A 13781-nucleotide genomic window follows, 5' to 3' on the forward strand; every position below is an offset into this window, starting at 1 on the left:
TACATGAATTTTTTTGGATTGGCAAGGCGTTCTGTGTTCAGAAAGCCCGTAAAAAGTATTCTCTTATTGTTGATTGTTTTTGCAATCAGTACCTTGCTTCTTGCAGGTGTGGCGAGCAAAAATGCCAGTATTGAGGTGCAGGACAAAACCAGACAAGCCATAGGTGCAGGCTTTCTTTTAGAAAGAAATGCAGAGTACCGAACAAAGCGAGTTCGTGAATACTCAGAAAAGATTGGTAATGATAAGGAAGGTAGTTTTGGTGGCTACCATCAGGAAAAAGAGATTATCAATGGTGTGGAGACTTGGACAGGCTGGACAACAAATGAATTTGAAAGCTTAGATATAAAAGACATTGAGAAATTGGCAAAAGCAAAAGGAATTGCTGATTACAATATTACAACAGTAACAACTCCCGTAAACCCTGTAAATTTCAAAAGGATTGAAGATAAAGATGTAGACCAGAATGCAGATGTTGGCGGTGTAAGTTTAATTGGAAACAAAGATATGAAACTAGACAGAAATGTTTTATCTGGAAACCTGCATATCAAAGAGGGACGAATGATAACCCCAGAGGATAAAGATATGTGTGTCATTTCAGAGGAACTGGCAAAGCAAAATAATCTGAAAATCGGCGATAAGATTTCTTTTAATGATTACCACGATACTGAAAATTCAAAGGTATCAGAAGCTGAGATTGTTGGAATTTATCAAGTGGATCAAAAGATGTCCCCACTTATGCAGGGAGATACTTACCGTTCGGAAAATGTAATATTTACAGATTTGAGATTTCCAGAAAAGGCAGAGGGTGAAACAAGTCCATTATATGAAAGAGCCTATTTCAAAGTGGAAGATGTGGAAGCTTACGACGAAGTAAAAGAAAATCTGCAAAAAGTAGACATCAATTGGGAGCAATATGATTTGATTGACAATAACGGAAATTCCGAAACCATGTCCTCAAACTTCAATGATTTAGCAAAAGTAAGCGAAATGATGATATTGGTAATCTCTGTTGCAAGTTTTGTTATCCTTGTTTTAGTATTTCTTTTCTGGTTGAAAAATCGGGTGCAGGAAGTCGGTATTTTCTTATCTCTCGGTGTTCCGAAATTTAGAATTATCGGACAAATTTGGAGCGAAGCGATTATGATTGCTGTTCTTTCCCTTATGTTATCCTTTGCTGTCGCTCCTGCCGTTTCCAAAGCAACTGCAAATTATCTGGTATCACAGCAGGTTCAGCAAATGCAGGAGGAAGAAAAGAATAATGAGGGAAAAGTATCCACAGAATACGTTGCACCAAAGCAGGACGTGCAGAGTATCAGCGTAGAGGTTACACCAGAAATGTATCTACTGGACGGTGTAAGTGTTCTTGTGTTGATAACGGCTTCTGTTCTGGTATCTGGAATTGTAATACTAAAGAGAAACCCGAAAGATATTTTATCGGAAATGAGTTAGGAGGACGACGAAAATGTTAGAAGTAAAGAATGTAAGCTATGCTTACAAAACAAAAAAAGATAAAACCATTTTGAATAATGTATCTGCTACTTTCGAGGAGGGTATCTTCTATACCATTGTCGGTCCGAGTGGTGCAGGAAAAACAACACTCTTATCGTTGTTAGCAGGCTTAGACACAGCGGTAAAAGGGACTGTACTTTGCAATGGCGAGGACATTACAAAAAAAGGGCTGAATTACCACAGAAAGCATAATATCTCATTGGTATTTCAAAATTATAATCTGATTGATTATTTGACAACGGTTGAAAATGTCAAATTAGGTGGTAGTGGAAATGCTGAAAAATTATTGGAAGAAGTCGGCATTGGAAAAGAATACTGGCAGAGAAATGTATTGCAACTATCTGGTGGACAACAACAGCGTGTGGCGATTGCAAGAGCTTTAGCCAGCGACGCTCATGTACTTTTGGCAGATGAACCGACGGGAAATCTTGATGAAACTACCGCTGATGAAATCATTGCTTTGCTGAAAAAGACTGCACATGAATTAGGAAAATGTGTTGTTGTCGTTACACATAGTAAGCATTTGGCAGAAGAAGCCGACGAAATCTTAGAAATTAAAAACGGTGCAATTTCTTTTCTGTCTGAATAAACAAGAATAGTGCCGTAAAGGAGCTGTCATTATGGAATATTTTAGATATACCTCGACACAATCAATTTGACCCTAACGGCATTTTTATAAGAACTAAATACAATACAGTTTCAAAGGCTCGTACAGACTATATGTTTTGTGCGGGCTTTTTTCATGCCAGAAAAAAATTTTTTAAGTTTTTTTTGATTTTTGGTTACGCTGTACCCCACTTTCAACGCGGTATATATGAAAAGGGGCAGACACCTCTTTTCGACTAGCGAAAGGAGGTGAGGAAAATGAAACCGTCAGAACTACAAGAAAAAACCTGTCATCAATTCGATTGTGCTATTAAAACAGTTATACGTCATAGAGCGATTGACTTCTATCGAGCGATACGTCGTTCAGAGAAAAAAGAAATGCCATTCGCCGAAATTATGGACGACCTCTTAAATTCCATAGGTACAGAAGATACATATTCTACGGATTATGTTGCAGTATTTGAAGTCTGTGGAGAAAAAGTATCAATCGAAGATGAACAACTGGCTCGTGCATTGAAAGCTATTGAAGAACGAAAGCGTAATATCGTTTTACAGTATTTTTTCATTGGGGACACGGACACTTACATTGGGAAAATGCTTGACTGTTCCAGAGCGAATGTAACGAAGTGCAGAATACAAGCACTAGACAAGTTAAAGCAACTGATTGAGGAGGAAAAAGAAAAATGCCAAAAGAGCTGACACCGACTTTCACGGTTATTTCCAAAGCCTGCGACGGCGACGAAACAGCAATTTCAAAAATCTTGGAATTTTATGACCCATATATCAATCAGTGCTGTATGCGTCCGTTTTACGACGATAACAACAACTTACGTCTTGCGGTAGATTTGGAAATGAAAGGTTTTATCAAAGAAGCGATTATTCGTAAAATCTTAAACTTTGATATTAAACGCTTCTAATTCATATTGGGATTGATTATGCCCGTCTGGTCTTTGACAACTGAATAAAGCAGACAGATACGTTTGTGAGATAGCAAGCCACGGGGACTGTACGCCATGACCTTTCCAAAAGAAAGCGAGCGACCCACGCAGTGATCCGAGAGCGACTGTTGGAATAGTCGTTTTGCCACGACCTATCCTCACAGAATAATGATACGTCCGCATGGTGCGGTTCTGCCCACAAGAATGGGAATAGTTGAGATACTAACGGAGCTTTCCAAAGCCGTTTGTCTGCTTGTAAAAAAATGACACACAGTAAAGGGGGTGCATAGATTATGAACAATACTGATGTGCCTATCTGGGAAAAATATACGCTGACGATTGAAGAAGCGTCTAAATACTTCCGTATTGGCGAAAAGAAATTGCGTAAATTAGCCGAAGAAAATCTTGACGCTGGCTGGGTTATCGTGAACGGTAATCGTATTCAGATTAAGCGAAAACAATTTGAAAAAATCATAGATACATTGGACGAAATCTAATGTCATTGAGCCGTAGATATGGTATAATATTAGTAGCGTATCACGGCTCATTCCATGACGGAAAGGAGCTTTACACTATGTCTAATGTGAAACGAAAAGACAGTAAAAATCGCAATTTGCGTAATGGAGAGAGCCAGCGAAAAGACGGAAGATACGTTTATAAATATACCGATATATACGGAAAGCCACAATTTATCTATTCTTGGAAACTTGTACCGACAGACAAGACACCTGCTGGAAAGCGTGATGATATATCGTTGAGGGAAAAAGAAGCACAGATAAAAAAAGACCTTAACGACGGTATCGACACAGTCGGCGGTAAAATGACAGTCTGCCAGCTCTACGACAAGAAGAACAGTCAAAGAAAGAACATCAAAAGGGCTACTGAAAAAGGACGACAGTATCTTATGAACGCTTTGAAAAATGACCCATTAGGTATGAGGGCGATTGATACGGTTAAGCAGTCGGACGCTAAAGAATGGGCTATCAGAATGAGCGAAAAAGGATATGCCTATAAAACGATTGATAACTATAAACGTTCCTTGAAAGCGTCATTTTACATGGCAATACAAGACGACTGTATCAGAAAGAACCCATTTGAATTTAAGTTAAGTGATGTTCTGGAAGATGATACCGAACAGAAAGTTATCCTTACACCAGAGCAGGAAGAACACCTGCTTGCCTTTATGGAAAAGGACAAGATTTACAGTAAGTATTATGATGAGGTTGTGCTTCTGCTGGAAACGGGACTTCGTATTTCTGAATTTTGCGGACTGACGACGCATATTGATATGCAGAACAGAATACTCAATATAGACCACCAGTTATTGAAAGATAGCGAAATGGGCTACTATATTGAAACACCAAAGACCAAAAACGGAAAACGGGAACTTCCATTGACAGAACGGGCTTATCAAGCAATCCAAAGAATACTAAAGAACAGAGGAAAGGCACAACCGCTGATTGTAGGTGGTTACAGCAATTTCCTATTCCTAAATCGTGAGGGCTTGCCTAAAGTTGCAGGAAACTATGAGGGCATGGTGCGAGGACTGATTAAGAAGTATAACAAGTATCACACGGACAAGTTACCGAACATCACGCCACATTCATTCAGACATACTTATTGTACGAATATGGCAAACAGAGGAATGAACCCAAACACTCTGCAATATCTCATGGGACACGCTAACATAACCATGACACTTGGCTATTATGCACACGGCACATTTCAATCTGCAAAAGCAGAACTGGAAAGGCTGGCTTGTTAATATCGGAGCTTATATTTACTACTCATTTACTACTTTTGGTTGCATTTTCATGCTGGTAAATGCCAGCTTATGCAAGGTATCTTCCGAAAAGAAAATACCGATAAAGCCCTAAAATACGGGATATATCGGCATTTACCAACTTATGAAAAGATAATCAGAAATTTAGTAAGTTTTTGATTGAAAAACTGGTAAAATTAGTAAGGTTACAGAACCGAAAAGAAAACTGGGGGATGAAAAATGCGAAACTGGTTTCGCGGACTGAAACTGAACCAAAAATTTACCGTAACAACGTTGATCTTTATTTTTATTCCGCTTTTTGGCATGATGTGCTTTGGGTTTAGGAGTATCAAAAAGAATGCCATAGATCATGGGGTAAATGAAGCAGTAACGGCAATAGATCTTACCTGTGCGGAGGTGAATGCAAAAGCGAATGCCTGCTCAATGGTTGTAGATACGCTGCAGGAGTATGAACCGTTGGAAAAATATCTTCTTCATCTCAGGAGGGGAGAGGAGATCTCGGAGAGCTATTATCAGCAATTTCGAAACAACAGCATCAGCATAATCGATAAAATGCAGGAGGCAATGCCAGATCTGTACCAGATCCATATTTTTGCCATGGCAGATGGTTTTCTGGAGCAGCAGCCGATCCTGTACCAGAAGGAAAAGATGAAAAACTGCGCCTGGTACCGAAGCTATCAGGGCGGAGGACAGTGGTTTTTTGACATACAGGAAAAAAATATTATCTCCGGTACAAAAAAAGAAGGTTCCCATTTGATGACTTATGTACGGGAACTGCGGGATCAAAGCGGAGGAAGGCTTGGCGTGATCGAGGTATCCATGCGTATGGCAGACATATTTCCCGAAATTTATCGATCCGGTGACAGCAGCTGGGCCTGCTTTGTTGATGAAAATTGGAATTTATATGACTGCGGAAAAACAGCGGCAGCCTGCAAATGGCAGTCCTATCGGGGGCTGATTCTGTTCCGGGCAGGAATCCGTGACAGAAAAGAGAGTCAGCAGAGCGCGGTGATTGACCGGAAAAACGTTGCAATTGTGCTTCGGAAAGTCGATAAACTCAATGGAATGTTTGTAACACTGACCAATTTGGATGATGCAACCGGAAACATGATCAAACAGCAGCAGAGAATGCTGCTTGAATTTGCCGGCTTCGGGCTGCTTCTGATTGTGGTGGTCAATCTGATTGTGCGTGGCCTGCTGAAGGAGTTTTATGACGTCCTGTGTGAGATGCGTCAGATTGACAATGGAACAACAAAGATAAAGGTTTGTTACAGCGCAGAAGAGATGCGGGAAATGAGCTATGGTATCAACGGAATGCTGGAGAGAATTCAGAAACAGAACGAGGAAAGCATCAAAAGGGAGGCAGCGCTGAAAGATACGGCAATCCGGGCAATGCAGAACCAGATTAACGCTCATTTTATTTATAATGTTCTGGAATCCATTAAGATGATGGCTGAGATTAATGAAGAGTATACGATTTCCGATGCGGTAACAGCACTTGGTGAAATGCTGCACTACAATATGCGCTGGAATAAATTTCTGGTAACCGTTCAGGATGAGATGAATTATATTCAGAACTATGTGGAACTGATGAATCTGCGGTATGATTTCACAATTACATTATCTGTTCAGATACCGGAAAATTTGTATCGGCAGGATATCCCCAAGATGTCTCTTCAGCCGATTGTGGAAAATGCAATCACACATGGAATTGAGGAGCTGGATGCAGACGCCGTCATTGAAATCAAAGGAATAGAGCATGAAAAGAGCTTTGAGATTGAAATCACAGATTCCGGAATAGGCATGTCAGAAAAGCAGCTTGCAATTCTGAGACGTAAACTAAGAATGCGCCTGAATTCAGATACACAGCCGAAACATGGAATCGGGCTTCGGAATGTACAGGACAGAATCCACATTCAATTTGGAACAGAGTATGGACTGTCAGTTTATACAAAAGAGCATTGCTATACGAAGGTGAGCATTCATCTTCCCATCACGAGGGGGAAATATTCTCCGATGGATCAAGAGGGTGACGAGAAAGAGGAAGAAAAAGAAAATGAATACACTGCTGGTTGTAGAAGATGAAAAATTGATTCGACAGGGAATCGTGGCGATGATCCGGCGAAGCAGCGTGCCGGTGGAGGAGATTCTGGAGTGTCGAAACGGAGAAGAGGCATTGGAGATTTTGAGAAAACAGAGGGTGGACGTCATGTTCACTGATATCCGTATGCCCAAAATGGACGGTCTGACACTGGTCAACAAAATGGAGGAGCTGTCACAGAAACCTGTTGTTATTGTTTTAAGTGGCTATGATGAATTTTCCTATGCGGTTGAAATGATGAAACATGGAGTTCGGGACTATATTTTAAAACCGATCAAGCGGGAGACGATAGAACAGCTTCTGGAAAATCTGGAACGAGAGCTTTCGGAGACCCGGGAAACGGAAGAAGAGGAAGAACGGTGCTTTTTAAATCAGCTCCGTTATCTGATGATGAATGCAGAAATGGCCGAAGAAAAAGAATGGATGGATATGGAAAGCAGGCTCCGGCGCCACATCGGAAACGACAGCTTCCGGATCCTGCTGACCAGCAAGGCAAATGGGGAACGGTTTTCGAAATGCAGCGGAATTCTGCTGGAAGGCGTAGAAGGAGGAGTTCTGTATCTTCTGCCGGAACCGGAGGCAGAGCGGATCATGAAAGAAAAAGATGAGAGATTTTGTCTCGGAGTGGGAAAAGAACATCGTTCTGTGATGGAAATTCCAGAGGCATACCAGGAAGCACTGCTGGCCCGGGAAATGGCATTTATACAGAAAAATCCTGTGGAAGAATATCAGAAAAAATGTTTTGAGGAAAAGCCGGAGCTGGCACAGTTTCAGGAAAAATTTATTCTGCAGGTGCCAACGGACCGGGCAGATACTGTGCTGCGAAAAATGCGGAACTGGTATTTTGAGGCGGCGCATCAGAGGGTCTCCCCCTATCAGCTTCTGACAGTGACGGAAGCAATCTGCAAAGAACTGGATCTTTTTTACCGCATGCCGGAAAAACAGGAAAAATGTCCGCGTCCTCTGCAGTACCGTGATGCAGATCTGTTTCTGGATGCGTTTGAAGAATGGATACACGTTTACAGGGAAAGCCTGAAAAGTCAGACAGCCGGAAAAGAAAAAATGGAAGAGGCAATTTCATATATTCGGGAAAATTATGCAAAAGATCTGAATATGGCGATGGTATCTAACCATATTTGCATGAATTATTCGCTGTTTTCAGCAGCGTTTAAAGAACATACCGGTGTGAATTTTGTGAACTATCTGAAGGAGATCCGCATTGCGGAGGCAAAGCGTCTGTTGATTCAAACAGAAGATAAAATTACGGAAATTGCCAAACAGGTTGGATTTGAAAATGATAAGCATTTCATGAAATCATTTAAAACGGCATGCGGCGTATCACCGTCTGAGTTCCGAAAAGATTACAAAATGGTTTCCAACGGAAAGGGAGGACAGGATGAGTAAAGAAAAAGAAACAGGAAAAGAGAAGGGAAGAATCCGCCAGCTGGCGCGGTATTACATTCCATATAAGGGATTGTTTTTTACCGACATGTTTTTTGCAATGCTTGGAGCAGCCATTACACTGGTGATTCCGCTGATTGTACGGTATATTACGAGTACGGTTGTGGAAAAGCCGCTGGAGCAGGCAACGGGTGAGATTATCCGCCTAGGTATTCTGATGATTGCTATGGTTCTGGTTGAAATGTACTGTAACTTTTATATTGCCTATTACGGCCATGTGATGGGGGCGCGGATTGAGCATGATATGCGGAACGAGATCTTCGGCCATTATCAGAAGCTTTCGTTTGCTTTTTTCGATAACCAGAAGGTCGGCCATCTGTTGTCACGCATCACAAGCGATCTGTTCGATATCAGTGAGCTTTTACACCATGGGCCGGAGAATATTGTCATTTCGTTTATCAAACTGATCGGTGCGATGATCATCCTGTTTGTGGTAAATCCGATGCTGGCATGTGTGCCGCTTGTGGTTATTGTGGTGATGCTGCTGTTTGCCTTGGTAATGAACAGCCGCATGAAGAGTGCATTCAAGGAAAACCGCCGCAGAATTGCGGATATCAACAGTCAGATCGAGGACAGCCTTTCGGGGATCCGTGTTGTCAAATCGTTTGGAAATGAGACAGAGGAGATGCGTAAGTTCAATGCGGGAAATGACCGTTTTGTCGATTCGAAGAAGGTCAGCTACCGCTATATGGGAATTTACAATTCGGGAATGGGAGCCTTTTCGACGCTGATTACCGTTATTTCGCTGATTGTCGGCGCATTGCTGATGACAGGTGGGAAGCTTGGGGCGGCCGATCTGGTTACCTTTCTTCTGTACATCAACAACTGCACAGATCCGGTGAAAAAGCTGGTGAACTTTACGGAGCAGTTCCAGAATGGTTATTCCGGTTATGAACGTTTCCTGGAAATTATGAGCATCGCACCGGACATCCAGGACAAGCCGGATGCACTGCCACTGAAGAATGTGCAAGGAGAAGTAACCTTTGAAAACGTTTCGTTCCACTATGAGGAGTCAAAGGAAAACGTGTTAAGCAATGTGAATCTGCATGTCCCGGCCGGCGACTATGTGGCACTGGTCGGCAGCTCCGGCGCCGGAAAGACGACACTCTGTTCTCTGCTTCCGCGTTTTTACGATGTGACAGAAGGAAGGATTTTACTGGATGGAAAGGATATCCGCGATGTGAAATTGAAGGATCTGCGCGATGAAATCGGTATTGTGCAGCAGGATGTGTACCTGTTTGCGGGAACGATCATCGACAACATCCGCTATGGCAGACCGGATGCGACCGACGAGGAGGTCATCCGCGCAGCGAAAGCGGCCAATGCACATGAATTTATCATGGAGCTGGCGGACGGCTACGACACCGATATCGGCCAGCGCGGCGTAAAACTTTCCGGTGGCCAGAAACAACGGCTTTCCATCGCCCGCGTATTCCTCAAAAACCCGCCGATCCTGATTTTCGACGAGGCAACCTCAGCGCTCGACAACGAAAGCGAAAAAGTCGTCCAGAAATCTTTGGAACTTCTGGCGAAAGACAGGACAACCTTCGTGATTGCGCACCGGCTGTCCACAATCCGGAATGCAAAGCGGATTCTGGTGCTGACGGAGAATGGAATTGCGGAGGAAGGCACACATAAGGAACTGCTCGCGAAAGGTGGGATTTATGCGCATTTGTATGAGATGCAGTTTTGATGAAAATTTCATTAGTATGACAGAAAGGCAGCGGAAGAGAAACCGCTGCCTTTTTTGACACTTTCTTATTTTCTTCATACTCTATAAAGAACAGAAAATGAAAGAGGAACATGGTATGGATTCATCCCGTATGAATCGCGGCTGCTGCGGTGCGAACAATATGCAGAACCGCCGCGCCGCTTCAAACAATATGGAACTGAAGATGGAACCAAGGAATTTCCCGCGGAAAATGCAGCATGTAGATCATATGATACCTGCAATGGCGTACGTTCCGATGCAGCGGTTTGAACAGATCTATGATCTTTCCGCTGCATTAAAAAATGGAACCTTATTCCCGGAACTCTGTAAACCATTCTGTGGAAAGGGAGGAGGAGAGTGCCTATGATGCCGCAGATGCCATCCCGTGAAAAGCTGCTCGCCTGGATTGATCAGGTCAGCTTTGCTGTTGTTGAAATGAACCTTTACCTCGACACCCACCCGGAGGATGAAGATGCACTTGCCTTTTTCCGGGAAAAGTGGCGCTTCGAAAAGAAGCACTGAAACAGTACGCCGAACAGTACGGTCCGCTCACGATCGATACCGCCAACGACCGCATGAGCCGTTCTTTCGAATGGGTTATGCAGCCATGGCCGTGGGAAGTCAACCGGAAAGGAGGGTGCTGACGGATGTGGAATTATGAAAAACGCCTCGAGTATCCTGTAAACATCACGACACCAAACCCCAAAATCGCCCAAATTATCATGAGTCAGTACGGTGGACCGGATGGAGAGATGGGCGCATCCATGCGGTATCTCTCTCAGCGTTTCACAGCACCGAACCGAATTGTAGCAGGGGTGTTGAATGATGTTGGGACAGAAGAACTCGCACACCTTGAGATGGTTTCAACGATCGTTCATCAGCTCACCTGCAATCTTTCTCTGGAAGAAATTCAGAACTCTGGTTTTGCCAATTACTATGTAGACCACACAGCCGGAATCTGGCCGCAGGCGGCTGGCGGAGTTCCGTTTAATTCTTGTGAGTTCCAGTCGAAAGGTGATCCTTTGACAGATTTGTTCGAAGACCTCGCTGCGGAGCAGAAAGCCCGGTCAACGTATGATAACATCCTTCGTTTGGTAAAAGATCCTGAAGTTGCAGATCCGATTCGTTTCCTGCGGGCGCGTGAAGTTGTGCATTTCCAGCGTTTTGGTGAAGCACTGCGTTCTGTACAGGATGAATTGAATTCGAAGAACTTTTATGCGTTTAATCCGTCGTTTGATGCAAAGACTTTCTGTGCGGCACCGCAGCCAGGGGCAGGTCAGGGGAATTGCTGCACAAGATAGTAAATTAAAAATCAAAGAACAGCACACCACTGGAAAATCCCATCTGAAAAACAGGTGGGATTTTTTGGGTTTACAGTAAGAAAATCTTATCCAGTCGTAAATCATTATCCCATCATAATATAGAAAAAAGACTTTCAAAAACAGAACAGTCAGAAAGGATGTTCCATGGAAGCAATGAATTATGTAAAGCCCGAACTCATCGTCGTTGCGTTCGTGCTGTATTTTTTCGGTGTTGCTTTGCGGCAGGCACCGGATGCGGACAGCAGGATGGAAAAATCAGTAAGCAGCCCATCCGCCATGGTAAAAAAACTGCAGAAGTGGTGCAACCAGAAATAGAAAAAAGAATACTCAAAGACCCGGTTTTGTGTTATACTGGAAGATAGTTTAAAATGAACAGAAAGAAAAGAGCTTCAAAAAAGACTCGAAGTGTCAAATGTAAAATACAAAAGAGAAAAAATAAAGGTAATTTTTGCATACAGATTCATCGGGGGGAATTGCGGCTGACAGGAGAGAACAACAGCAGATGAGAAAAAAGGCAGTAAAAAATGCAGGAATGATACGAATTTATCTGAATATGGCATGGAAACTTTTGCAGAAAAACCTGCTTAGCATCGTGATATTTGAGACGGTCTACCGCCTGTTTTCCAGCCAGCTGGTTTCAAGACTCGCCAATGCGGCGATCAACTTTTCCTTAAAACAGCTGGGAACGAGTTATATGACATCGGAAAACTTCAACAAGATCATGCTGCATCCGCTGACCCTTCTGCTGATTTTTGGAATTCTGCTTGTTTTCTTTTTCTGTATGCTGCTTGAAATCTATGCTGTCATGGCGGCTCTGGAGGCCTCCTGGAAACGAAAACGGATTTCCGTTCCTGTCATGATGCTTGCCGGCGGAAGAGGAGCTGCACAGTTTGTGCGTGCCCGCCCGTGGACCTGGTTTTTCTACATGGCAGCGAGCTTCCCGTACCTTTGGCTGCACAGCAGCTATAGCGCCATCCGCAGTATGAAACTGCTTCAGGTTTCCCTGACGAAGATTTTCAATGCCTTCCCGGCATACTGGATCCCGGTGGTGCTGACGATTCTGCTTGTCGCGTTCTCGTTTGTGTTTTCCTACACCATCCCGTTCCGGTGCATGATGACGGAAAAAGAGAAAAATACCCATCTGCGGGTGCGCCAGACACTGGAAAAACGCGTGCTGCGTGAGCTTGGCATCAACGTCTTTTTCCAGGTGATGATTTTTCTGATTACGTGGGTTTTGTATCTGATTTTCGGAACGGCTGTCGTTGCCTATGCAAAGCTGGTGAAAACGCCGTCTACCGTTGTCAGTACCGTCATCGTCTACGGTGACTGGGTCAAATCGACGATGAGCCTGATCGGCGGAGCGTTCGGCCTTGTCGGAAGCATTACGTATCTGTATCTGATTTTTATTCGTTCCTCCCGAAAGGCTACCAGAAGAGCCGGACAACGAAAAAGCCGAGCTCGAAGCTGGTACGCACCTTCTGCGGTCCGGTAACGGCGGTGATTCTCACGATCGCCATGCTGGCGGGAGAAACGGTTTATCTTGTATATGCCATGCGCGCAACACGTGCAGAGGCAACGGCTTCCTCCCAGTATATTTCGGTGTCAGCGCACCGGGGCGGAGCCAGAAAAGCACCGGAAAATACGATGAGCGCGATCAAATATGCAGTGGACAGCATGTCGGATTACGCGGAGATCGATGTACAGGAGACGAGTGATGGTGAGATTGTCCTTATGCACGACACAAATCTGAAGCGGACAACCGGTCTGAATGCCAGCATCTGGACCCTGACCTACGATGAAATCAGCCAGCTCGATGCCGGTGTACGATTCAACAAAAAATTCCGCGGCGAGCAGATTCCGAAGCTGGAAGAAGTCATCGCGTACGCGAAAGGAAAAATCAACCTGAATATCGAAGTAAAATACAACGGCCACAACCAGAATATTGTCAAAAAAGTGGTGAAAATCATCGAGGACAATGACTTTGTGGATCAGTGTGTGCTGACTTCCATGAACTACAATTTCCTCAGGCAGGCAAAGAAAATCAATCCGGATATCAAGACCGGGTATACGATGAAAATGTCGTACGGAGGCCTGGAGGATATGGACGCGGCGGACTTCTTTTCTGTAAAATATACGTACATCACAGAAAGCTTTGTAGAGCATGCGCACAGTCTTGGTAAAGAAGTCTGTGCCTGGACGCTGAATTATCAGGGAGATATGCAGCGGATGGTCAACTGCGGCGTGGACAACATTATCACGGACGATCCGGAGCTGGTGCGTAAGGTTATCCTCGGAACGACCGACCGAAATCCGGGCTTTGTCAGCCTGCTTGGCTATGCACTGAAATAAA

General features: G+C 43.8%; 16 protein-coding genes. All 16 read left to right on the forward strand.

The window, feature by feature from the left end; genetic code table 11:
• Positions 1 to 3: 3 nt before the first annotated feature.
• The 16 genes from DW965_RS09995 to DW965_RS10065 all read left to right on the forward strand — a co-directional run bounded on the left by DW965_RS09995 (position 4) and on the right by DW965_RS10065 (position 13780).
• Positions 4 to 1449: an ABC transporter permease gene (locus tag DW965_RS09995; RefSeq protein ID WP_005342380.1), complete on the forward strand. Its 1446-nt coding sequence runs from the start codon at positions 4 to 6 to the stop codon at positions 1447 to 1449.
• A 13-nt stretch (positions 1450 to 1462) separates the two neighbouring features.
• Positions 1463 to 2098 carry an ABC transporter ATP-binding protein gene (locus DW965_RS10000; RefSeq protein ID WP_005342381.1) on the forward strand — a complete coding sequence of 212 codons (636 nt, stop codon included), beginning with the start codon at positions 1463 to 1465 and terminating at the stop codon, positions 2096 to 2098.
• Positions 2099 to 2373: 275 nt separating this feature from the next.
• On the forward strand, positions 2374 to 2814 hold the full coding sequence (locus tag DW965_RS10005; RefSeq protein WP_003431889.1) for an RNA polymerase sigma factor: 441 nt from the start codon (positions 2374 to 2376) through the stop codon (positions 2812 to 2814).
• Positions 2799 to 3032, forward strand: a complete 234-nt coding sequence (locus DW965_RS10010) for a helix-turn-helix domain-containing protein (protein ID WP_003431885.1) — start codon at positions 2799 to 2801, stop codon at positions 3030 to 3032. Before DW965_RS10005 ends, DW965_RS10010 begins: the two co-directional genes overlap by 16 nt.
• A gap of 314 nt (positions 3033 to 3346) precedes the next feature.
• Complete coding sequence (locus DW965_RS10020; protein ID WP_002347229.1) at positions 3347 to 3550, forward strand: excisionase; 204 nt, start codon at positions 3347 to 3349, stop codon at positions 3548 to 3550.
• Between the two features lie 77 nt (positions 3551 to 3627).
• The gene (locus tag DW965_RS10025) at positions 3628 to 4818 is read left to right on the forward strand and encodes a site-specific integrase (RefSeq protein WP_025489609.1); all 1191 of its coding nucleotides are present in this window, start codon (positions 3628 to 3630) and stop codon (positions 4816 to 4818) included.
• Between the two features lie 237 nt (positions 4819 to 5055).
• Positions 5056 to 6921, forward strand: a complete 1866-nt coding sequence (locus DW965_RS10030; RefSeq protein WP_022462702.1) for a sensor histidine kinase — start codon at positions 5056 to 5058, stop codon at positions 6919 to 6921.
• On the forward strand, positions 6893 to 8341 hold the full coding sequence (locus DW965_RS10035) for a response regulator (RefSeq protein ID WP_118700506.1): 1449 nt from the start codon (positions 6893 to 6895) through the stop codon (positions 8339 to 8341). Before DW965_RS10030 ends, DW965_RS10035 begins: the two co-directional genes overlap by 29 nt.
• Positions 8334 to 10091, forward strand: coding sequence for an ABC transporter ATP-binding protein (locus DW965_RS10040; RefSeq protein ID WP_022462704.1), 1758 nt, complete (start codon positions 8334 to 8336; stop codon positions 10089 to 10091). Before DW965_RS10035 ends, DW965_RS10040 begins: the two co-directional genes overlap by 8 nt.
• Positions 10092 to 10206: 115 nt before the next feature.
• A complete protein-coding gene (locus DW965_RS10045) occupies positions 10207 to 10476 on the forward strand; it encodes a spore coat associated protein CotJA (protein WP_238033462.1) in 270 nt (89 codons plus the stop codon).
• A complete protein-coding gene (locus DW965_RS21270) occupies positions 10473 to 10631 on the forward strand; it encodes a spore coat protein CotJB (protein ID WP_330421101.1) in 159 nt (52 codons plus the stop codon). Before DW965_RS10045 ends, DW965_RS21270 begins: the two co-directional genes overlap by 4 nt.
• Complete coding sequence (locus DW965_RS21275; RefSeq protein ID WP_330421102.1) at positions 10607 to 10753, forward strand: spore coat protein CotJB; 147 nt, start codon at positions 10607 to 10609, stop codon at positions 10751 to 10753. The genes DW965_RS21270 and DW965_RS21275 overlap by 25 nt, the downstream gene beginning before the upstream one ends.
• Positions 10754 to 10756: 3 nt before the next feature.
• Positions 10757 to 11410 carry a manganese catalase family protein gene (locus DW965_RS10055; RefSeq protein WP_055218834.1) on the forward strand — a complete coding sequence of 218 codons (654 nt, stop codon included), beginning with the start codon at positions 10757 to 10759 and terminating at the stop codon, positions 11408 to 11410.
• Between the two features lie 165 nt (positions 11411 to 11575).
• Positions 11576 to 11746 (forward strand): hypothetical protein, encoded by a 171-nt coding sequence (locus tag DW965_RS19130; protein WP_156327612.1) that lies wholly within the window; start codon positions 11576 to 11578, stop codon positions 11744 to 11746.
• 187 nt (positions 11747 to 11933) lie between these two features.
• Positions 11934 to 12923: a hypothetical protein gene (locus tag DW965_RS10060; RefSeq protein ID WP_119198350.1), complete on the forward strand. Its 990-nt coding sequence runs from the start codon at positions 11934 to 11936 to the stop codon at positions 12921 to 12923.
• A gap of 5 nt (positions 12924 to 12928) precedes the next feature.
• Positions 12929 to 13780: a glycerophosphodiester phosphodiesterase gene (locus tag DW965_RS10065; protein WP_147398784.1), complete on the forward strand. Its 852-nt coding sequence runs from the start codon at positions 12929 to 12931 to the stop codon at positions 13778 to 13780.
• Position 13781: the final 1 nt, after the last annotated feature.

The sequence above is a fragment of the Blautia sp. AM47-4 genome (genome assembly GCF_003479865.1).
GTDB lineage: Bacteria > Bacillota > Clostridia > Lachnospirales > Lachnospiraceae > Fusicatenibacter > Fusicatenibacter saccharivorans.

What these genes read in the sequence shown, in the direction of transcription:
- DW965_RS10000 (WP_005342381.1), top strand. Translation starts at nt 1,463, where the DNA reads ATGTTAGAAGTAAAGAATGTAAGCTATGCTTACAAAACAAAAAAAGAT.
- DW965_RS10020 (WP_002347229.1), top strand. Translation starts at nt 3,347, where the DNA reads ATGAACAATACTGATGTGCCTATCTGGGAAAAATATACGCTGACGATT.
- DW965_RS10060 (WP_119198350.1), top strand. Translation starts at nt 11,934, where the DNA reads ATGAGAAAAAAGGCAGTAAAAAATGCAGGAATGATACGAATTTATCTG.
- DW965_RS10005 (WP_003431889.1), top strand. Translation starts at nt 2,374, where the DNA reads ATGAAACCGTCAGAACTACAAGAAAAAACCTGTCATCAATTCGATTGT.
- DW965_RS10040 (WP_022462704.1), top strand. Translation starts at nt 8,334, where the DNA reads ATGAGTAAAGAAAAAGAAACAGGAAAAGAGAAGGGAAGAATCCGCCAG.
- DW965_RS10055 (WP_055218834.1), top strand. Translation starts at nt 10,757, where the DNA reads ATGTGGAATTATGAAAAACGCCTCGAGTATCCTGTAAACATCACGACA.
- DW965_RS10030 (WP_022462702.1), top strand. Translation starts at nt 5,056, where the DNA reads ATGCGAAACTGGTTTCGCGGACTGAAACTGAACCAAAAATTTACCGTA.
- DW965_RS09995 (WP_005342380.1), top strand. Translation starts at nt 4, where the DNA reads ATGAATTTTTTTGGATTGGCAAGGCGTTCTGTGTTCAGAAAGCCCGTA.
- DW965_RS21270 (WP_330421101.1), top strand. Translation starts at nt 10,473, where the DNA reads ATGATGCCGCAGATGCCATCCCGTGAAAAGCTGCTCGCCTGGATTGAT.
- DW965_RS19130 (WP_156327612.1), top strand. Translation starts at nt 11,576, where the DNA reads ATGGAAGCAATGAATTATGTAAAGCCCGAACTCATCGTCGTTGCGTTC.
- DW965_RS10035 (WP_118700506.1), top strand. Translation starts at nt 6,893, where the DNA reads ATGAATACACTGCTGGTTGTAGAAGATGAAAAATTGATTCGACAGGGA.
- DW965_RS10045 (WP_238033462.1), top strand. Translation starts at nt 10,207, where the DNA reads ATGGATTCATCCCGTATGAATCGCGGCTGCTGCGGTGCGAACAATATG.
- DW965_RS10025 (WP_025489609.1), top strand. Translation starts at nt 3,628, where the DNA reads ATGTCTAATGTGAAACGAAAAGACAGTAAAAATCGCAATTTGCGTAAT.
- DW965_RS10010 (WP_003431885.1), top strand. Translation starts at nt 2,799, where the DNA reads ATGCCAAAAGAGCTGACACCGACTTTCACGGTTATTTCCAAAGCCTGC.